This window comes from Noviherbaspirillum phoenicis (genome assembly GCF_047237965.1).
In the GTDB taxonomy this organism is placed as follows: domain Bacteria; phylum Pseudomonadota; class Gammaproteobacteria; order Burkholderiales; family Burkholderiaceae_D; genus Noviherbaspirillum_A.
In genome coordinates, this window is the sequence record NZ_JBDFLX010000003.1 from 59,952 (window position 1) to 82,666 (window position 22,715).

The window sequence follows — 22,715 nt, forward strand, 5'->3', positions numbered from 1 at the left end:
CTATCAAACGTTATACTATTTGCAAAATCATAGTAAGACAAAAAGTTAAAATTTATAGGAGCCAATATGCTTAACCTTAACCTTGACGAGCTAATCAAAAGGTCAAATAGGTTAGCAGCAAAGTGACTGCAGGCTCCATCGAGCCGTTGTGATGGGTGGCGACATTCCATCGCTTTCAGATCAAAAAAATTTGATCATGATAGGAAACACCTTGCAAGTGGATACTTCCCGTTATTTTATTTAAACCACAACTAAAGAGGAGAAGCTTGATGTCTACTATAAAATATAAAAAAAAGGAACCAGCTGGCACTCTAGGGAACTTTAAATACACTTACGAATGCACCTGCAACGATCGCACAAGAAAGTAGTGGAAGTCGAAAGTGCGAATGACAATGAAGCAAAACAGCTTGCTCAGATTGATTGTGATGAAAAGTGCGGGGAGACGTGATTACCTTCGGCTCAAGCGTCCTGCAGGCCTCCGCAGTACGAAACATTCTTAACAGCAGGCTATGTACGATGGGTCAAGCTGGAAATTGCTGAGCGAGCAAGCGGGTCAATGATTGCGAAAGCCAATGCAGCACAGGTTAGCGGATAAGACACGACAGCAAATTTCGGTGATGATCTCTACTCCTTTTTATAACTAAGTGTCCTCGTAGTTCGCGAATCAGGAAGTTTATGTATAGCGCTATTGCGATAGCCCTTACTTACATTGCGCCGGACTTGAATTTGAATGAGCACAGCTGTGCGTACGCAAATTCATAGACAGAGCAAGTAATTTGCGAAAACCACAGATGAAGAGGTTCGTAATGGGCACCCTAAGCCGAAATCTAAAATTGCTGACATTAGTCGAATCACGTCCAACACCTGACTGTTAATACGCCGGGCACCCGCGTTACTTTCTGACATGTTCGTGATGTCAACGCGAAGTTAAAGAGGTCGTTCTTTAGTTTGTTAGTTGTTTTAATTCAATATTTAGTTAGCATTTCTATTTCGCGTATTACCACAGAACATTTAACTTTTTTCTGGAAGAGAAAATGAGTTGGCAATGCGCTTGAGCACCTCAAAGCAGACACCGAATGGCGCAACCCCGGAATCCCTTGGATTTATCCCACTGTCCAGCGCAATTACCGGGATGCAATCCCGTCGTACTGGGCGGGTCGAAGTGCATCTCGAAGCCGACCAAGCGTCGAGTTCCTGACTACAAAAAGAAGGAGGGTACGTTGTGGCCTCACAGATCGTCTTGTTGGCACCCGAGGGTGCCGGGTTCAGAACCGAGCTTCGCATGGACGACCAGCGGCTGGCCCAGTCGCTCGAGTTTGTATATGCGCTGGACAACCGTGCCAGCGTCAAGCTTGCGAAACCTTTTGCGGTCCCCTCGGCCCTATTGAAGAATGACAACGAAGTCTTACGTCTCAAGACGCTTCCAGAAATCAGGACTGAATTTGCAAACGCCGCGACAGGGGCATTACAGGAGCTTGAGGACCATTGGGGAGAGTTCGTCGAGCGAGTGTCGACGGCCGAGTTGAGCCTAGATGTCGATCACAAGTTCTTGAAGGCTCTCATTTGGCCTGCCGGCGCGGCGACAGTCGCCGGGCGTGCAAACTTCAATCTGGGTGTATGTCTTTCCGGGGCGCAACCTGGGGCGGTGTTCTATGGGGCGTTGGAATTGGCCGGGGAGATTGCTTTCGAGTCGGCAGGGGTTGCGGCCTCGGTCAGTATAGCGTGTCGGGTCGTGATGCAAATAGGCGTGCAATGGCCAAAATTAGCTTTGCGGCTGCCGGAACTGGGTGTCGACTTTCCCGAGTTTGACCTTCCTTTTTTCTCGTGGCCCAGCAAGCTGCAGATTCCCACGCCCAACTTCGGCTTCCAGCTGCCATCCCTGCCCGGCATCCCGTTCGGCATCAAGCATGGACCGGCAAGTCTCTTCGTAGACTATGACGCGGGGACAGGAGCGCTAGAGGTCGTTGCAAAGCTAGCAAAGGTAGAGGTAACTGCATTCGGGACCAATGCGGCTTCGCTGGGGGACCTCGAATTCGCACTGAAGGATGGCAAGGTGACCATGAAGCCGTTCACCGTGGTACCCAAGGCAATTACATGGAAATCCCAAGCGCCTAAGGCGTTGCCGTTTCCCCTTGAACGTTTAACCCTGGGGGTGGGCGATGGGAAGTTGCGGCTCGCCATCGACGTCAGCAGTCGCCTTCGGTGGAAAGGCTATCTGGAAATCGTCCTCACGGTCTACCCAGCCGCTGAACCGATGAAGCACGTCGTGCTGAACTTGAAGCTGCCGTTCGAGGGTGACTCTCTCGTCGACAGCGTGGACATCGGCGGGCCGTTGCGCAGGGAGATCCAGTTGCTCGAACCTACCGCGGACCCATTGGCAGATGCGCTGATCGGCTACCTTCCTTCGGTGGGAGGACTGGGGATCCGGCTGAGAATGCCGAAGGCGAGCTTGCCCAAGGCCGACGCTCTGGTTGATGTACTCAGCGCAATCCTGGCCGCGATAGGTCGAGGCGTGGCTGGGCTCGCCCGTGTGATCCAGTCGGTGCTGGAGTCGATCTTCCAGATGCTCCGTCAAGCCGCCTCGGCGCTGGGCGATCTGGAAGTGCTGCTTGTGGTGGACATCCGCACGGCGCAGCTGCTGCAGGTGGTCGTTTCCTTGCGGCACGCGAAGTCGGCCGAGCCTTATTCGTTCGAGGCCGCCGGTTTCGAACTTACCATTCCGCAGTCGGCAGATCTTGCGTTGCTGATCGACCTGCGCGATGGGGCGCTCGACGCCTATGCCGTCATCACGGTCGACAAGGAAGACCAGCCTCTCAAGCTGGACACCGACCTGTGGTTTTCGGGCCCGCAGCTTGAGCGCACTGCGGGTGAACTGGTCGATGCCGACCAGCCTAAGAAGGACAAGCCCAAGAAGTTGATCGGCGTGAAGGCGCAGGCAAAAAATGCCGGACGTCTCAGCCTGGTTCCTATTGGTTTGCGTCACGGCCAGGCCACGTTTCTGCACGCTTTGAAGAAACCGCTGCCCCCGATCGGCCAGACAAAGTTCGAATTCGAGGGCTACGAGCTCACGCCGATGATGGACCAAGTGACGGTGAAGGCACGCTTCCCCGAAGTCAGCGAGCTGAAGAAGCGCGTGCTTCCTTTCCTCGCATCGCCCAGCGTCGATGCGCCCAGCGGCGACGAGGAAGAAGGCGTCGGGCAGTGGCTCAAGCAGTACATTGAGATCGAAACATTCGATGCCACCGAAGTCGAACTGAAGGAGGGCAGATTTGAAGCGGCGATGGGGGTGGTCTTGCACTTGATGGGGTCGGATATCCGATCAACCCTGCAGCTGCAGCTGGACGCCCGCAAGTTAACTGCCGGGATAAGCGGGGGCCTCCTGAAGATTTCGCTGCCGAAAGACGGCGACAAGCCTTTTGAAATCCTCGGCATGCGGATGTCCTTCAGCAAGGACAACAGGCCCGTATATCAAGATCAGTTTTGCCTTGACATGCGCACCCGCGACACGCGCCTGTACCTGTCCGAGGGCGTGACAGCTACCTTGGAGTTCATGCAACTAGGTGTGGATGCATCAGGTCGCGCGCTCAAGTTTGAGGTCGAGAAGTTCGTGGTACATGGCGGCGGGCTCGACTTGGATGCGAAGCTCAAGGAGCCGTATCGGCTCAAGTTGAACGGGCTGGAAACCGATTTCACGTTCAAAGCGGCTGCCGTGAAGGTCCGCAGCGGCCGGGCCGAGTCTTTCCGCCTGGAAGCCAAGGGCAAATTGCCTCCCGAGCTGCTGGGGAACGTCGATGTCGGCTTGAGGCTCGAGTTCGGAGTGAGGGGTGATCGCCTCGGCTTGATCGACGGCAACCTGCAGCTCGAAGCAAAGGGCAAGGCGATTCGCAGTGAACAGACTCACTTCGACCTCACCTTGGAACATTTGAACGTGCGGGTGTTCGAGGACGGCGACAGTCTTCACTTCTGTGCATTCGTCACCGGGTTGGCGGTGTTCAAGCCCACGGTTTCCGAGCTGGCGGACGGCATGCTCAAGAAGCTCTCCGGCGTCCAGCTGCGCTTCACAGACTGCCCGCTCGCGGGGGCATCCGAGGTGATCCGGCGCGAACTCGAGAAGCTGAACCTTTCTTTCGTGATAGCGCTTGACGAGCCGATGCGCGCCAACCTCTTCGACATGTTCGAGTTCGAAGTGCGCAGCATCGGCTTCGAGCCGCGCTGCAACCTGTTCGACGACCGGCCGGCCGCACTCGTTATCGGCGGCCAAGTGGCGTTCGCCGACATGGGTGACGTGATCCGGGCTGAATGCGACTTCCACAAGCTGTACATCGCGCCCGGGTTGGGCACCTTGGTGCCGCGACTGCGCTGTGAGGGTCTCGGGCTCGCTCTGCGCATTGGCGGTGCGATCGAGGTCGAGGGCAAGGTAGTGGCCGTGGACAGCCGCATGCCGCCTAACGTCCTAGTCAGCAAGAAGCCGGATCTCAGTCTCGATGCGAACGGGTTCATGGGTCAGGGCCGGGTCGCGATCCCCGGCTTTCCGCCCTTCGCAGCGTCCTTCGGGTTCGTGGAAATCAAAAAGGACCAGTGGTCCGCGCCCAGGCGTGCTTGGTTTGTCTACCTGGAAGCGCAACGCCTCAGCTACCAGTTCCAGCTTGGCCCTATCCCGTTCTACCTTCGCGAAGCCGGCTTGGGACTGGGTTATCACTTCACCTACGTCGGCATCAAGGAGATCGACAATGCGCCGAACCTGCCGGCCGTCATCAAGGAGTTAGACAACATCGCCTTGAGCGCCCTGGAGCCGGCGAAGCTGGAAACCTGGGACTTGTCGGAAGACAGCGGGTTGACGCTGGTTGCGCGAGTAATGTTCTCGATGAGCAGCGCGTCCACACCGGTGGAGACCCTTGTCTGGAAGGAAAACGAGGAATCAAAGCTGCCCAACCTGATGCTGCTGAACGCGGTCGTCGCGATGCGCAACAGCACGTTCATGATGACGGCGAGCGCGTGGCTGGGCTACAGCTATTACGACTGGGACAAGAACCGGCAGATCGGCCCGAACAAACTCACGGGGAAACAGGCGCTGACGGGTTACATCATCCTGGCTGGCGCCCGCAGCGAGTTCCTGGCACGTCTGGTCAGCAACCCGGGCGCGGAGATCGGCTCACGCCTGGCACTTCCCGACGCGGTGAAGGAAGGTCTGCGCGATTTCCAGTACGAAGCCACCCTGTACATGCGGCCCGGCCTACTGCACTTCGAACTGGGATGGCCCAACCGCATCCGATGGACCAAGAACATCGGCGGAGCCACCCTGAGCGTCATCGGAGGTGCCATCTTCCGCGTGCACGACGGGGCTCTGCTGGCCGGCCTCAATCTTGAGGGCGTGCTCACGATGGAATTGTCCGGACGGCTGGACGCAGGTATCGTTGGGGTAGCCATCCAGGCTTCCGTCTACGCTGCGATCGCGGCGCGAATCATCGGCTACCTCGATTCGCAGAGCGCATCCAACTCCCTGTACTACTCGCTGTTCTCGTTGCAGGTTCGCGTGGAATTGCGGATCTCGGCGTGGCTGGAGATAGACGCGTGGCTTTGCAAGATTACGATCCGCATTTCGTTCGCCATGACGCTGCAGATCGACGTGCTGGCCGAGCTCGCAGTGCAGGGGGATGGCCAGGTGGGCGCGAAGATGCGCGCCACCATCTCGCTGTCGGTGTTTGGGCGTTCGCTGGGATTATCCGTTGGCCTCGGAATGAACGCCGGGCTGGTCGACCAATCCGCCGCGCGCGTTGGGCGTTTCATGAACCTGGGCTTGGTGCAGGACACGCCGTCCGCGGTTGCGCCAATCGGCACGCAGGATGCCGCCAACGAAGAAGCGGTCAAAACCGGCGACGCGAGGCGAGAAGCACGGCAGGCCGCCGCGGCCGCGAACGCGCAGGGCACCACCCTCGCGAAGGTGCCGCAAGACGAGCCGGTGGCACCCGGCTTTGAGGTGAGGCCCACTGTTGAGGCGAGGGAGATCGGGGCGACCAACTTCCAGATGGTGCTGTCCTACCCGAAGGTTGCACCGCTGCTCACGGCAGGCGAAGTCATCAAGCCTTCCGATTGGGTGTACATCACATTCCTGCCTCTCGACAAAGACCCGGAGAAGTCGTCCTTCTACGCCGCTCCGCGGCTGCCGGATGCAGATGTCGCATGGGATCACCGCATCGAATTCGATTCGATCCCTGTCGATGAACAGGCGCTGCATTTCTACGTGTTTGACGGCAAGCACTGGCAGAAGCAGACCATCGAATCAGCGGACCATTCTGTGGAGTCCACCGTCGGGTGGGCAGCTTGGCTGCAATTCACGCAACGAAACGACAAAGTCAATGTGGCACCGCGCGATGAAACGGGCACTGCCAGCATGGGCCAACTCTTCTTCGCGACGTTCAGGACAGTCGCCGAAAGGCCCGTTGACGTAAATAGAACGCGGCCGTATTGCGAGCCAAAAGCGAAGCCACCGTTGTTCAAGCCGAAACAATCTCTAGCAAGCAGCGACCAGGAGCGCTTCACCCGTCAGGAAACCGGCTACCTAGGCGCGATCAAGGAGGATCCCGCCGACCGGCGCTGCCATGAGGCGCGTGACTTTCTGCTTCACAAGTTCGCGTCCGACCTGTTCGAGTTGGCCGCGGATGGCAACGTGCCCAAAACGGCTCACATCGTGCACCTGGGACTCACGCTGCTCGTGCCGCTTGAATTCGCCGAGGCGCTTGGCAAAGCTGGCGGCCCGACTGTAAAGGTTCGCAAACGGGTCGACACGCTCCCAGCGGCATCCCAGCCACTGTCCGATGTATGCCCGGTGTTCAATCCGCCATGGCTGCGATTCTCCGAAAAGCGGCACAACTTCATCGACCCGTCCGCCGTTCTGGATGAGAGGGTTGCCAAGCTCACATGGCTGTTGCACTGGGATTGGGATGCGACCAAGGGGGAACGGCCCGCCGAGGAGTACGTCAAGCACTACCGGATCGTACGAACGCTGTCGATTGACGGTGCTCCCATCACGAGTCCCGCGATCACGGTGACCTGCGCTGTGGGCGAGGAATGGACCCAGGACGAAAATGGGGATCCTTCCCGGGTGCTGCATGCGTCCCCTTGCCGCTACACGGACGAGTTCAGCGATCTCAGCCCTTACTTTAAGTCCCAGCTGTTGGACCCCGCTTTGGACATTTCGGTGCGCTACTCGGTGACACCTGTGTGTGTGAGCGACACCGACGGCGTGGTTTGCAGCAACTTTATTGCATCGCGCAAAGGGATCGATAAGCTTGCGCGTCTACTGGATGCTTCGGTCACGCTCGTGCTTGATCCGTTCGAAGCGACGTCAGTGGATGCCAACGGAAAGGTTGGCAACCGGGTCAATTCCTGCCGTCTCGTGCTGTCGCTCAAGGCGGACCCGAAAGACTTGCCTTCAATTCCCGTCAAACGTCAGGACGGAGACGGTTTCCATTGGCGGATTGTGGCGCGCACGGAGGCCATCCTCCCGGCAGGCGACTATGGCTCCGATGCGCAGACGCAGCAGGCCCTCTCGTCCAAGTTGGGAGCGGGCATGTCGCATCTCCCGGGAGACCTCTTGTTCGACATCCCATCTACTGATGAACTCAGTTACGAGACACCGGGCGGCAACGATGAAGAGAACCTGCCGGATGCACTGGTGCACTTGCAGCGCCTGATGCAGGATGTGGCGGATCCATGCGCCTGGACGCTGCTGGTGCAGTCCGTGGTGAAGCGGAGAGGTGAGGTGATTGCGCGGTCGCCTCTCATCCAACCGAAGATGGCCGTGCATTTGCGGCGGACGGGTTCCAAAGACGCGGTGTTGATCACGCAGGTGCACGCACTTGAACTCGTGCGCCTGCCGTTCAACGCTGAACGCGAGGTGCTTCGGCCGGTCGCGGGCGACGACCTGTTCGTCCTTCCCGGGCGCGCCGCGCTGCCGGAGCCCATTGCCGAGCCGGCATCGGCTAGCATCGATTGCACCTTAAATGTTCATCCTGAGTTCGGCGCCGTATCAAGATTGAGCTGGAACCTGCGGCCACACGCGGCCTTGGGGCAAGCGGCAAGGAAGTACCGGATGCTCTCCGGGTTCGACGTGTATGCCTTGAACCTCGACACCGGACTGAATCCTCGCGAGCCGGATTCCTGGCTCGCTGCCCAGCGCCGGACCAGCGTCCGTCTCTTGGGCGCGGACCGGGTGACATTGACCCCGGACGAACTGGGCGAACCCAGCAACTGGAAGATGCGCTACCCCAGCCAAGCCGCGCGGCGGGAAGCGGGGGGCGCATGGTACTCGGAAGCGGAGTCGTACATCCTGTGGCCGAACTCGCCCGTGCGCTCGCACCCGCTACTGGAGCCGGCTTCTGAGCTGATCAAAGCGCTCCTGTCGCAAGGAAATCCCCAGTTCATCGAATTGCGGATGACCCGGCCCGACGGGTTGCCGCCGCCGCCGGAGGAAATGCCCGTCGTCAGCTGGGAGTTCTCCTTGGACGTGGGCACCGCGCACGATTGGAAGATCGAAGGCCGGCGGCTGAGCGGTGGTTCCGCGACCGGGTTGCGGGCCGCGTTGCGCGCGCTGCAGGCCGTGCCGGTGACATCCGTCACGGCAGCGAAGTGGAGCTTCGAAGTCCGCAGTGGTTGGATCCTGGAACTGCAGCCGGGCTGGGAGAAGCTCAAGCCGGAGGCCAAAGACAAAGTCGAGGTGACTGAAACCGACAAGATCAGGGACTCGGGCCCCGTTGAAACCGTGGCCATGCATTTCGAGCGCGACCTGCATCCTCTAATTGAGACCATCCTCGCGCGGATGCGCCGCAAAATGGGGGCGGATGGTGACGAGTCTCTCCTTGAAATCGATTGCCGGCCGGCGCCGGTCTTGAAGGCGATCAATCCTGGCGAGTTCCTTGCCTTGACAGGCGAGGCAGCCGATCCCTACGGATGGGTGGCGTTGGACCGCCTGGGTCTTGGTGTGACAATCCGCCTCTTCGACACCTACGAGAACAGGTTTCTTGCGCCGCGCCAGCTGCGCGAGCAGCTTATGCGCGCTGTCGATTCGGCAAAGTCGCTTTATCCCGAGGACCAGAAGCATCTCTTCGTCGAATACCTCCTGGAACCCGGAGCGATGACACAGCGGGTCGATTTCCCGCAACTGCCCGACGACTCGGGACGTTTCGCGTTGGGGGAGCACGACGTGCCGATCGAAGGGCAGGCCTTGGCCATGGTGCGACTGTCGCTCAGGCCGACCATCGAGAAATATCTGAACTACCGTGTGTTCGAGCGCAAGGCAGGCGAAGGCGGCGGCTCGCTTGAGGACAAAAATCCTCTGGTCGATGTGATCTTGCTTTCGGATGGCCAGCAGCGCAATCTGGCGGATCGCAGTCTTGCGCAACTGCTCGCTGAACTGGACTCGAAGGTACCGCAGATCATCGTGTCGCGCGGCGAGGCCATTCCACTAGACTCCTCGGAGGATAACGCACCCGGCACGCACGCTGGCGTGGAGCTCGCGGATGCGTTCGGCCGCTTCGAGCCATGGAAAGGTTGGGAAAAATGGGACGAGACCAGCCCGCCCACGGCTGACAGCTTGAACCGCTTCTGGATTGTCTTGCGCAATGCGTTGCGGCTGAGCGAGGCCGATTACGCTTTGAATTTGGGGACAATGAAGACCCAGTGGTTGCGCTGGAATAAACGCTTTTTCGAATGCGCGGCCGTGCCCACGTCCCCGAATGCGCCGCCGCAGTTCGCCGTGGGCGCCATTGAGCAGACGGAGCCGGTGCGCGCCGCCGCAGACACGTCGGGTCTGATCTCCACTGTGCTCGCTGAACCCGACGGCTATGCGCACCGGCGGGCGTTTGCCGTGTTGCCCCAGTGGCGTTATGGCAGGATCCTTGAGGCGTTTGGCATTGCTATCGCTCAGCAGCTGACGCCCGCGGTCCGGAAGGATGTTGCCTTGGCCGCCGCGAATGAGCACCCCCGCCAAGCCATCTCCAGCATCGAGCGCACCGCACCTGTGCTGCCGCAGGCAGCTTACGCGCTGGGTCGCGTTGGCGACGTGTCGTGGTGGCGTAAGGGCGATGCTCTGGTATCCGCGGCCGATCCCGGACAGGAAGCGGAACTTGGCAAACAGGCATTCGTGCGGCTGGGCGCCATGCCGGGCAGCTCGTTCGCGGTCGCGATGCCGCACCACCCCGAACAGCTTCTCAGCGAGGACAATCTGACGGTCGCGCGCAATCTGTCTGGATACGGTCTGCAATCAACGTTCGTTCTGACCGCGGTCGATCCCGCGTGGACTGGAGAGTACGAAGACGAGCATGTGCTCGAGCCCATACACGAGGACACGACCACGCTGCCGCTCGCAGCCGATCTCTCCGGCATGTTGAGCAGGAGAGATCGGGGCGGCATGTCGAACGCGCAATCGAAGGTCCGCCTGGTCCGCTTCCTGCCTCATTGGTACCGCCACGGTGTCGTGATAACCGCGAGCGCTGGAACGGCCGTTTCGCAGGCCACGGCAACGTACCTGCCGGATGCGTCCTGCTCGCTCGTCAACGTCGTGAGCGGCAAGATCGGCGTGAAGTCGACGCACCCGTGGAAGCCGATGCTGGACGCGGGCGTCGCTGCGCTCGCGGTCGACGATCAGGGGGACGCGAACTCCGCGTGCTTCGTAATCACGCTGCCGGCCTTGCGCTACGTGGATTGCACCGACGAAGACACAGCAAGGCTTTGGCCGGACGCTTTTTCCACACTGCCCGATCCCGAGGTTGCCTACGACCTGGAGTTCGAGTCCGAAGCCACCCCGCTGCACCCGCAGAAGGTCGTGAAGGCGTTGGCACGCATCTCGAGGTCGGGTGATGCCTCGCCCGGGAACTTGAAGTTCAAGGTATTGATGCTCGACAAGGACTGGGACGTGAAGTGCCGGCTTCTCATAGACGATATAAAAGCGAATCACCAGCTCGAGATTTCAGTGTCGCCGCTCAGCACGCCGGTTATCGTGTCCGCCGCGCTGCAGAAGGCGCTAGGCGGCTGGCCGCATCTGACTGGCGACACGCTGCGAGTGCCAGGCGGCTGGAGCGATGATTGGCTAGCCCGTCTGGTCTCGGCGCTTGACGGCACGGGGCCCTCTCGCGCCATGCTGGTTAGGGAATTGTGGCAAGCGCTCGCCGTAGCGAGCGTTGGGTTGGCGGCGCCTGCTGGCCTGGCATTCCAGCAATTCCCGCAGTACTCGCTAAAGGAATGCAAAGTGAGCAAGCCCACGGCCAAAGAATTGGCCGAGTCACTCGCAGAGTGGATCAAGGCGCTGGAAGGCAGCACGCCGATCGTAAAAGCACTCGGCAGGACCTATGCCGGGCTTCTTGAGCCATTGCTCAAGGGTGAATGGCCCTACGGCGCCGGGGATCACACCGAGACACTTCCGTGGATCGAAGACATGCCGCAGCCCGGGCCGCTGGTCAGCGTGGGGCCGGCGGCAGGGTCGTCGCCGCGCCACCTCTTGCCCGAGTTGATGACCACAGACGAGTACGAGCACGCGAAAGATGCCGCCGACCCAGTCGAATTGCAACGCGTAGAGCAGCTGTGGACCGCGCAGAAAGAGAGGGCGTGGATGGGCAGCAAGCTCGCGATCCGCGCGACACGGGGCGACCTCATTCCCTTGCAACTGCCGCTCATCTCGCAGCAATAAGCAACGATCCAGAACCGGAGTTGACAATGAAAATCGACGAGAAGACGATCGCTTTCCTGGGGCAGGTAATTCTGCTGGGGCAGATCGACGAGGCCGACTCGCTTTGGGCGCTCACCGGACGGGCCACGCGCATCCCGCGGAACGGCTATGACGAGAAGACACCAGGTGTATTCAGTTTGCGGACGCTGGTGGTGAGGTCCGGCTCGCGGAACATGAAGGGCTTCGATGTTGCAGACGACTACGACTTCGTCGATCCTGCGCTGCTCGACTTCTTCGCGTCGGCCGCCGGCAAGGAAGGCCAGGCATTCACGCTCAACATTCTCGGGCTGGAGGCGACGGTCAAGCTGGCCCGCGAGGCCCGCACGCTCGTGCAGCCCGCTTGGGAACACCCAGGTTTCGTGCCGGCTTCGGTTGACAGCATCGCTGTCCCTCCTTATGTGCTAGCGGAAGGGTCACTTACGATCGTGAATGAGGAAGGGCTGGAAAAGCTCTTGCCTAATGTGGATCTCGCGCAACCTATCGAGCTGAGGGCGGATGGGATCGTCTACACGGCTGCCGTCGTGCCCCCCGACGGGGGAAGTTCGATTCCAACGCGGGTGCGCCTGACCCGACGGCAAGGAAAGGCGAGCGTGGGCCTGCTGAATCCCCAGCCGGCAAGCTCAGATGTGCTCTGGCGTCAGCTGTGGCTGCGTATGAATGCGATTGGCCGAACCCTCAGAGTGACAGCTTGGGCCCGGCTCAGTTTCTCGGTCGATGCAGCCCTGCCGGAGCTGGCTTGGCCCGCAAAGGTGAAGAACAAGCGGGTCACCGCCGATTGGGCCGACGTCGTGCTGCAAGCAGGCATCGCGCAAATCACCCTCGCGGACCAACCACTCGAAAGCCAGGTCTTGGGTCCGGAGCAGGTGCTGGAACTGGCACCGGCCGTGCGGCTGCAGCTTAAAGGTGGCACGCTCGTGGTCAGCTCGGCCGGAGCTGCGGCCGCGGCCGCCGACGCTGACGCCGAGTATTCATGGAGCGTGACACAAGAAGACCGCATCGACGAAACAACCGGGGGCACGACAACTATCAGCGTCGTCAAGGAATTCTTCAGCTTCGCGCCGATGCTGCTAGTCCATGAACCGACCCGGGTGAGGGGGCAGCTGGCTTTCGCCTACGGGCGTGGAACTCCCGCGTCTTCGGTTCCGGTGGTGGGGTTTATCCAACTGAAGAACGGCTGGCTCGAAGTGCCCGTCGAAGGGGACTTGGACACGGGATCGCGCTTGCCTGCGGTCGTGGAGCGGACAGATGCCAAGACGGTGCGAGGCAGCTTCCTGCTCGGGAATCGCCGGCACGAGTTCCATCTGGCCGGCGAGGTGCCTGTCAGCGCACCGTGGAGCTTGCAACTGGACGAGCCGCCGGACTATTTCGTGGAGTTCACGATCGACCTGTCCTCCCCACGCCTTCTGACGAAGGCACGTATTAACCTGTCCGGGTTCGCGCTGGAGTCCAGGGGCCTGGCCTGGATGGCCAACAGCCGCCCGGATGCGAATGACGCGCTGCCGATGGCGTCGGACCACCCCGACGCATACTTCGACGTTGTCCTGCGACGTTGTGTGGGAGTTCCAGCCGCGGCGCCGTTCGGAGTGTCCGGGCTGGTGGTCGAGGCGCCGCAACGGCCAGGCGCAGCTTGGAATGGTGCCGCGGGTGCGCAGGACCTCCAGCCGGTGCTCGCGCAGGGGTTGGTGCTGCACCTCAATCCGAGCGCGCTCGCTCCGAATGCGCCAACCCAGCGGGCCTGGCTGAGGCATCTGACTTTGCCGAGCATACAGGTGATGTGCTCCACCCGGTCTGATCCCACCTCAACGCTGCCGCATGTTAGCCGCTCTCTCACGCCGTTCGAGCGTCTAGCTTCCCCGTTGGCTCTGGAGGACCCCGCAAGCATGCTGCCGCGGATCGCGGCCTCGGATGAGAACTCGTTCCTGGCCAAGCTCGATGCGAAAAAGCGGCCCGAGCCTCTGGTGGCGCTGACCTTGCCTGGTGTCGAGTTGCTGCCGCTGTCGCCTTCGATCTATGAAGTCTCCGGGGATTTCGAGCAACCCCTTTATGTAGAACCGCATGCGCTTGCAGTGACCCCGCCACCTAACAAGGAGCCATCGGGGCCGGGTCAGGGTTCCGCGCCTCCTGTGCCTCCCGTCATCACGACACTGGAACCCGAGAGGCTCGAGGAACTCAGGCTAGCCAATTGGGCGCTGCGCGAGGGGGCTGCAACACAGGACAGCAGCATGTTCCCCCGCGGCGGGATGGGAAAACCGATTAACGTGACACCAACAACGCTGGCGCCCCCATTCTCGTGGGCTGCGTCGATACAAATCGATCCGGAGATCACCATCGAGGGTTCGCATGTGACGTATGGAAGGGCAACCTTTTCGCAAAAGACGCCCGTGTGGAGCGATGTGTTCAGTGGCGATTCGCTACTCGAGGGACCTCGCGGCAGGATGCTCAAGATCAGCGGCGCCACCGTGAGCCTGGACCCTGCCGTTGGGCGCCTTCTTGTTGGCTGGTCCGTGCGAGAAGAGGCCAGTGGCGGCTACGTCTGGGACGCCCGAGGCGTCGGCTGGGCGGTGGGCCTGACACCCCAAGGCAGGCTCATCTCCCGAGCCTTGCAGTTGCGGGACTCGGCCGGAAATGTGACCCAAGGCTCGCTCATCGCCACACAGGAGGCGATCTCCGTGTCGGGGGTCACCGGTGTGGCCTGGAGGTTTGCCTTCACGGATTTGCTCATGGCCGGCAAGTCGATGGCAGCCAAAACACAGCTCGACCCCGTCGGCCGCTTTGCGGCGGTGGCGAGTAGCTGGACTTGGAGCTTGTGGGCTCCCAGCGAGCAAGAAGTGAAGGAGGATCGCGTGATACGGGCGTTGCCAATCAGCAGTACCTGCCGCTTCATGCCCAGCGAACTGGCGAGCCTCGTCCTTAAATCAGCGGGCGCCCTCGAGTCAGTGGCTGTTGAAGGGGTGCTGGTCGCCGGTAACTGGAGCCGTGCCATTGCGTCGGATGCGTTGCGACGGGTCACCGTGCAGATGACGGCCAACGCACAGGGAAACCTGTCCATCACGGACGTGAAGTCGGTGCATACAGACGGGCAAATCGTGTGGGACCTCGAAACGCAAGCTGCAGACGCATCGGGGTGGGGCGGGGTGGCTCAATTGATTGGCACGCCAGCGCTGCGCAAGGGCGTGCTTTGGATGGACGATGCGCGCCTCGTACTCTCCATCTTCCAGCGCAGTTTCGAGTTGGCGCTTTCAGCGCCCATCGATACCCGGCACACGGCACCGTCGATCGTATCGTTTGCGGTCCCAAGCGACGAATTGGGAATGTATGTCTCCGGGATCGAGCTGGATCTTGCCAATGCGCGCGTCCTCTCGTTATCCCTGGCGGGATCGTTGCGTCAGGGCGTGAACATTTCGGTCGAGCATCGCTGGGACGAAAAGAAGTCCTCGGGGCAAGTGCAGTGGTTTGGTAACCAGATCAACTGGGACGCATCAGTCGATGGTACGCGCGGCGCCTGCGTCTTGGCGAATCCCAGTTCCGTGGACGCGGTGACCATCTTTCCGGGGGTGGCTGAAGGTCGAATCAAGGACGGGATCGTCGCCCTATCCATTGGTGCCGGGGTGGGACCACGGCTGGAGGTCCAATCACATTTCTTCGAATTGCGCTTCTTGCAGCGGGAAGAACTCACCGTCGCGCACCTTCTCCAGTCCGGAGGACTGCTGCCCTCAGAACGCGACACCTTGCGGTTCGACGGAAACTGGACGCATGACAGCTTGATCGGATGGTCGAACATCCACGGCTTCGAGTTCTCAGACGGAGCCGACAGCGTGCCCGTCGAATTCGCGTGCCCGCCGGGCGCGGTCGTGAGGCATCAGACGGCCTTTGAGTTGTTCGACCATCGCATCCCTGGTGCGAACATCGAGCTTGCTTTGAATGCGGGAATCCGCCTGAAATCCGCCGGCGAGGAGACCCCGCAAACCTGGGTCGTCGAAGCGACTCACACGCTGACCTGGCCGGAGCAGCCGAATGACAGTTACAGAATCCGGGCGCTGCATGCTTTGCAGCTTTGGAGCGCCGAACCACTTGCCAAGTCCCTCGATGCGATGCTTTGGAAGTTCGGCTTCGTGCCTGGATACATGGGAAGCAAATATCCAACACCCACGTTCCCGCGCCCCGGCGTGCAGCGGATCCATCTTGGGTACATCGGCCTGTTTGACAAGAGCATCGTCGCAGAACTGAAGACGCTCGCGGACTCGTGGGTGATTCTTGGTGGCATGACGACGTTGGTACGTGAACAATCCATCAACTACAGCCTCTTGCATGTGCCGTTCATTGCTGCGGTATGTACTCCCGGCGCCGCCGCCGGCGTGCAGAAGCTACTGATGCCACCGCAAACGCCAGCGAAGGGCACCTCGCTGAAAATGTCGAGGTACGACGTGCTGGACTTGCCGGTGACGACAGAAGCCGGATCAGCGGTGTCGCCTGCAGATCTCGTCGACGTGACCCACTTGCAGACCATCCCGTTTGCCCAGGCGCTTCTTCCATCGAGCCTGCTCTCGGGCGCGGCCATGACCGGCAGCTGGTTCGCTGACAGCGAGCCTTACCTGCCGGGCTGGCACGTGGAGCAGATTCAGCGGCCCGGCGCGACTGACAAGAAGGATCCGCTGCCGCACCCCTTTGCCCGCGCGGCCGTTATGCTCGCGATGCTTCGCAAGAACGCGCCCCCCGGCGTTCAGGAGACGTTGAGCGTACTCACCCGGTATGGGCCGCGCGCGCACGCGAAGACCATGAGCAAGCCCCAGCGCCTGAATGTCAGCTTTAGATCCGTGAAACTCCAGCCCATCCTCGAATCGCAGCCGAAGGGCGCTATAAATCCCGGGGGAGACTTGGTCATCGGCGGTGAAGGCGGGTTGGTGGCACTGCCAGTGTCGCGCGCAGACTTGGACCACGAGGATCCCAAGCACCTTGTCGGTCTCGCAATCAGGCAGATGGTGGAGCCTGCGTTCCTTATCATCCGCCGCGTGGAGAAAGGCGCGACGTTCGCGCGGTGTGAGTTGCCAGCCAAGCAAATGGATCCGTTGAACTTCTCCGTTCGCGCGCTGCGCACAAAAGCAGTCCACAAAACGGACGGGCATCTCACGTGGCCCGACGCCTTCACCAGTGGGCATTTGAGCAAAGCCGATCTTGCGATTGCTGTGGATGAACGCGCGCCGGAACACTTCGCCGCGCCAATCGCCTTGGCCGCTCTTTCAGGCCGTATGCGGACGACGCGGCCGATGGGGCTGTCCTTCGATTTGCAGGGCGGCACTGCACTTGAACAGACGCATACCGTCTGGATCGAAGAACGCGATCGCGTCGCCTACATCAAGCCACCGGAACAGCGAGCGGGTGCGGCCCCGTGGATGCAGGACGCCGCGGTCGCCTGTCTGCCCCTGGTTCCTTCCACGAGGGAGATTTCGCGCGCGATCTTGCAGATGGATCCGTCGCTGGGTGCGCAGCAAGGCAGGAGATTTCAGACATACTTGCCCGTCGTTGCCGACACCCTCGACTTCAGCAGCCGGGCCGGCGCCTATGTCGAGATCGGAGTTCGCGTCCTGAGCAGTTGCAACTCCGTACACAGGCAGTTCGAACAAGCGGATGGCGGCACGGGAATTTCGCGCGGCATTCGCAGGCCCCGGCCGGTGTCTTTGCCAGACAACAGCGGATCTCCGTCAAGCTGGCGGCGCACGGTGGGTTGGTGGCGGGACAGCGCGCAGTCCTGCCAGGCTCTGCTCGGCACGTGGGATTCGCTATCGGGCCCCCCCGACGTGAATGATTCGTCTCCGCCGGAGCATCGGGAACTGCCACGCTGGAGCGTTCTCCTCGGCAAAGCCGTGCCGTCCGGCCTCACTCAGGAGACTCGAGGCGCCGCACCAATCTGGCGGGGCGCGGTCACGGTGACGTGCTCGGTATGGGACGGGGACAGACAGGTGAGCGATCCCGCGCTGGTGGTTCTTGGCCTACTCACCAGCGTTCATGAAGAGTCCCTGCGCACCGGCCTACGGGTGGGTGCGAGATGGATCGATTTCGAGCTGGTGAAAGTTGTCGACACGCCGGGCCCGGCTGGGCAGGATCGCTTGGTGTTCCTGCCGCCGGCAGGAGCGCTTCCCGTCACGGACGGGGATTGCGTATTCGAGTGCGGATTCTGTCCCCGAATGGTCGACCTGCCGGCAGGGGCCATGGCTGATCTCCAGCTGAAGGTGAGAGCTCGCGAAACGCTCGATAGGGCTGATTTCCGCCTGCTCGCGCTGCCCGTGCTCGGTCCAGTGCAGGGGCGCTTCCCGATACCGCTCGTGCGCCGCACGGTCTTTTTTAGTGATCCTGCATTCGACCTGCAGCTGTCTAGGATCGAACCGCTGAGCGTGAATCAGGCATTTGACGAAGAAATCCCCGACAAAATCTTCAATGCCTGGATCGACCGCCAGAGTGTCACGCCGAACGAGACAGCCGTGGTTCGCGTGACGACGAACTGGAGGGATGGCATGAGGTCCTTCTTTCTGACGGCCCGAACTATCCATAAGTCAGATGGTTCCGACGAGGCCCTCGACTTCGACTTCGGAGCCGGTGGCGTAGTGCTCGGTCGCATGCCCCTCGCCCAAGACGAGTACTACGCGCTTCCGACGTCCGTCCTCAAGGCGGCCAAAGGCGGCTTGCTGCGCGCAGGTGACACGCTCGTGCTGCAGGTGAAGGCAGTAGCGATGGGCAGCGAGAACGCGGACCTAATCGCCAGCTTGCTGATCCCGATCAAGAGCAAAACGGTCCTGCCGCCTCCTCAAGCGATGTATTCACTGGTGGCGCTCGACGCCGGGTCGCGACCGGCGCCGTTGGCCTGGTGCAGCGCGCATTCCGCGCTTCCCACACCGGAAAGTATGTCCACGGACGTCGTAAGGGGCGCGGGCGATGCGCGTGCGCCCGCGAGGATAATCCGCAGAGGCATCTTCAAGTGGGTGAGCATTGATCCGGTCACGCCCGATGCACTCGGCTACTCCGTCCTGAAAGCCGAACGCACCACCGAAAGCACCCACGTCCCGGAAACGATCGAGAAGGAACTTCGCCCTTAGCGTCTCAAGGCACGTCGCAATACTGCATCACGTAACTATTGTCGACGCCGCCTGCGGCCAACTCCCAGGTGGTTACACGCTAAGGGCGACCGGGAATGATTCCGGGCGAAAGGCATGGTGGAAGGTCCCCAGTTGCTCTTGATTTTGTACTGATGGTCATAGGGCCAGCCGGCATTAATTCGCTTGGACTTCTTTGATGGCGCTTTGCCTTTGTCACTGGAATACTAGATGACGAAGTGCTCGCACGTCTTGACGTCGTCGGCTGCCGCGCTCTTGGCGGCATCCTGGCAGCGGCCCCAGATAGCTCTGGTGTTGGAATTCTTCAGTTGCTCCGCGGTGGGAAGCCTCGGTGGTGCGCACCCATCCCCATTGCGCTTGTAAATGATGGCGGAAGCAGTGCAACGCGCGGCAGCTAGTGCCGTGGCGTCGCGGCCAAGCGCGCTTGTCTTCGCGAATACGATGCCCACGCAATTCTCTTCGGTGAGATTCGAGGCTAGCTCAGTTGAAGTTCTCTCATGGGCCGTGCTCGACGTGCAAGGTTGTAGGCGCCGAAAGGTCCATTTTCTTGCGAGTCTCCAAAGAACAAATGATGCAACCTTCGGATGCTTCACCTGGTTTTACGGTCCCATCGCCGTGTACATAGAAGCCGTCGCGGCCCATCATGTCATTGGCTGGATCGGGGGTGAGGGGGATCGCGGTCTTTATCTTTCCGCCGTGAATCTCAGTAGCGGCGCCCATGGTGTACTTGCCGCGTGGAATCGGCCCTAGCTGCTTGACTCCTTGGAACTCTGGCTTGTTCTTGCAACTGCCGTATCCGGAATATCCTCGCTCTACCGGTTGGGTACTGATTCCGTTCAGGTAAAACAGATCACCCGTGCTCTGGTGATAAAGCCAATCTGGCATTCGCGCCTCCAAGTAGTTCGTCCACTTAATCTTAGCTGCTTTGGACTAAGGCGTGGGTACGAATTTGGGCTTGAGCGGTTCAAGGCATGAGCAGCAATCTAGTGAGAGTAGTGGCCGTCGCCTGCAGGTGGTCATTTCTTTTTTTCACAGCCTCGGTCTAGTGCAGCCGTTCGCAATCGGCAGCATTAGCCTGGAAGGAACGGGATGGACTCCTCCTCCCCGAAAGGGCACCGTGGTACCACATTGGAGTTTCCACACACCAGTCGTAAAAGAAGGAGTCCACTATGAAGCTTATTTGCGTTGGGGTCGATTTGGCAAAGAATGTCTTCCAGGTCCAGGGTGTTGATTGCGCTGAGAAGCCCGTTTTGCGCAGGAAGTTCAATTGTGCCGATTGGTTAAAGGCACTGCTAAAGAGAATTTAACCGGGCTGCGAGATTGGCATGGAAGCCTGTGGAAGAGGTTGAATGCATGCAGAAGTTACAGAAGGCCGGCGACAAGCCGTGGCCGCAAGATTGGCCGCCTCAGCCCGGAGTGAAACGGCTCGGTGGCAATGCGGTCAATGGCGGCTCACTCGATCATTTGGCCAGTCCCATGAGAGGATGATGCGGGTCGATATGCTCTCGCAACGGGTAACTCTGCGTGTTGTCATGCTGAGAAGTACGGCATTTCCTGCGCATGGAAGCCCCGTTAATTTTGCAAGGGAAAGGCCAGTCATATTGGCCAATCCGGCAAATCCAGCACTGTCTTATTTGGGCGAAGACCCATGGATCCTGGGCGTTCACCATATTCCCGCGCCGATTAATGCCAGTCACTATGCCATTACCTTATTTACGAAAAGGAAGATTTTGACTTCACGGTGCTTCTGCAGAGATTCCTAATGGATACTAATTTGGTCATAAAGCAAAAAAATCTGCGGCTTTCGCAGACTTTTGCAACGAAAAATTCCACCTTTTCAAACAGTTTGATTTTTCTCATAAGAATGAGCGAGTACAACGGTAGTGTCCTATTTATCGATTGGGAAAAAGCTTTATTTAATGCCGTTGCGGAATATCAGTTGAATGGTTTCCATCGGCTCACAAGGGTTGTATAACTATTCAAGCAAGCACGGAATGTATTTACGAATGACCGTGTGCGGTTGCGGGCTAATAAAGAATGACTGTCGTAATGACTGTTTTCCCAGTAGTTGCATCTTTTCTGTTCTGTCAAATTGAAGGGAGGGCAAATGCCGGCATGCTTAACGTGACAAGTGGAGCGCAGTGATCAAAGGTGACACCGTGCTCAATACTCCGGATTCACAGAATAACGATTGCGATAAGATTGTAGATACGTATTAACTGTTATATTTAGATAATATATTTATCTCTTTTTTGCACAAAAAATTAAAAAGGAGAAATTATGTCACTTCAGGCAATTGCAGGAGTTGCTTATGACCGACGTAATCCAAGCAACCCCTCTAGTACGGAACGGATGCGCATTGCAGCTGCCGAGATAACACCTGATCAACCTGCGCGCTCAACAGCGCAGATAACAGCGAAGCAGGTCAACAACTCACTTGAAGCATTAAAACGGTATATTCCGACAGAGTTTTTGGCGCTATATATACCTTTCATCTCGATCGCGAGCGATACCAAGAAAGCTCGGCCTCCAGGAGGGCAGGCAGTGGAGCAGGCAATGGTGCACGCAGAAGTACTTTCGCAGTACATCTATGTTGGTTTCATCATTGCAACGCCGCTCGCCGTTTTTTTAATATTTATAGCCAAGGCGGCGGAGGCGGGAAAGGAAAGAAGTTGGCATAGTCTGCCTTTGTTTGAGGCTACGCTCGCGACCGTTTCTTTTGCTGTGTGGGGCGCTTCTGTACCAAGTATATTTCCGGGTCAACAGTGGTGGCTCAGCATGCTCGCAATGGCGAGTGCTTTTATTCTTCCTTTAATAGACACGGCTTTTTCAAAGAACACCCTCAGCTAGTAGTATCAACCATATCCATGTTTAACATACTTATTTAAATGACGTGTAATATTTTAGTATAAAAATTCATTATTTGTCCTTTTATTAACTTACGTTGCGCTTATGCTTTAATTGTTGTGAGGCGTGGTGCACGACATTGGAGGCGGAAAAAATGGGAAACTCTATACAGATTAAGCATATTGGACTAATTTCCGAAACTAAAAATCTGTCGTTTAGTGAACTAAGCAAAACAAGTGCAGCCTTACAAAAACAAGCAATGCGGGATTTTGGGCCTATATGGAATATTTATGCAACGGTAGATGCATTTGCGTCTTTGGAAGACGTTCCCATAGATTATTGGCCTATCATTGTTCGTGATGATATTAAGTTTTCAGGTGCGGCGGGGATACATCTTGACAAGGATGGCGCACCTTTTGCCCTTGTCCAATATTCGCCGGGATGGTCTCTAACAGCGAGCCATGAGTGCCTTGAGATGTTGGGCGATCCAACAGGAGATATTGTGAGAGCAGGGCAATCACCCAACCCCGAACAAGGACGGGTCAATTTTTTGGTAGAGGTATGTGACCCCTCGGAGGCAGCAGAATTCAGCTATCAGGTAAACGGTATCGTGGTATCGGACTTCTATACGCCTAATTATTTCGACCCGGTAGCTGCACCAGGGGTGCGCTACAGTTACAGCGGTGCTATAAGAAAGCCGCGGGAGGTACTGAAAGGTGGATATCTGAGTTGGCATGATCCACAGACTGATCACTGGTATCAGGAAACTTTTTTTTCAGGGAAAAAATCTGAGTTTCGTGATCTTGGATTGCTTAGCCAAAAGGAAGGAAGCATCCGGACACAAATTTATCGACTGACTCCTGAAGCGCTAAAGGCCCAAAAAGTCGTACCAAAATCTGAATCTGTCCAGAAAATGATGCTGTCATCGGCTGGGCTAGCAGGTAGCGCTAAGATGGAAGCGTTGCGTAGACAAATTGACAACTTGCTGACACTCGGCGAACCTTCGGTATAGGCAGTAATCTAACCGTGATTACTGCTTA

5 protein-coding genes are annotated in these 22,715 nt (G+C 58.8%); 4 read left to right on the top strand and 1 reads right to left on the bottom strand.

Features of this window, described 5'->3' with window-relative positions:
• The first annotated feature begins 1,282 nt into the window (after positions 1-1,282).
• Together ABC383_RS22695 and ABC383_RS22700 are read left to right on the top strand one after the other, a co-directional pair.
• A complete protein-coding gene (locus ABC383_RS22695; RefSeq protein WP_413017497.1) occupies positions 1,283-11,683 on the top strand; it encodes a hypothetical protein in 10,401 nt (3,466 codons plus the stop codon).
• 26 nt (positions 11,684-11,709) lie between these two features.
• Positions 11,710-18,810 carry a hypothetical protein gene (locus tag ABC383_RS22700; RefSeq protein WP_413017499.1) on the top strand — a complete coding sequence of 2,367 codons (7,101 nt, stop codon included), beginning with the start codon at positions 11,710-11,712 and terminating at the stop codon, positions 18,808-18,810.
• Positions 18,811-19,323: 513 nt separating this feature from the next.
• Here the strand turns inward: ABC383_RS22700 and ABC383_RS22705 are convergent.
• Positions 19,324-19,713 carry a tlde1 domain-containing protein gene (locus tag ABC383_RS22705; protein WP_413017501.1) on the bottom strand — a complete coding sequence of 130 codons (390 nt, stop codon included), beginning with the start codon at positions 19,711-19,713 and terminating at the stop codon, positions 19,324-19,326.
• Between the two features lie 1,395 nt (positions 19,714-21,108).
• Here ABC383_RS22705 and ABC383_RS22710 point away from each other — a divergent pair.
• Positions 21,109-21,678 carry a hypothetical protein gene (locus tag ABC383_RS22710; protein WP_413017503.1) on the top strand — a complete coding sequence of 190 codons (570 nt, stop codon included), beginning with the start codon at positions 21,109-21,111 and terminating at the stop codon, positions 21,676-21,678.
• A 151-nt stretch (positions 21,679-21,829) separates the two neighbouring features.
• Positions 21,830-22,687, top strand: coding sequence for a hypothetical protein (locus ABC383_RS22715; protein ID WP_413017505.1), 858 nt, complete (start codon positions 21,830-21,832; stop codon positions 22,685-22,687).
• Positions 22,688-22,715 lie beyond the last annotated feature (28 nt).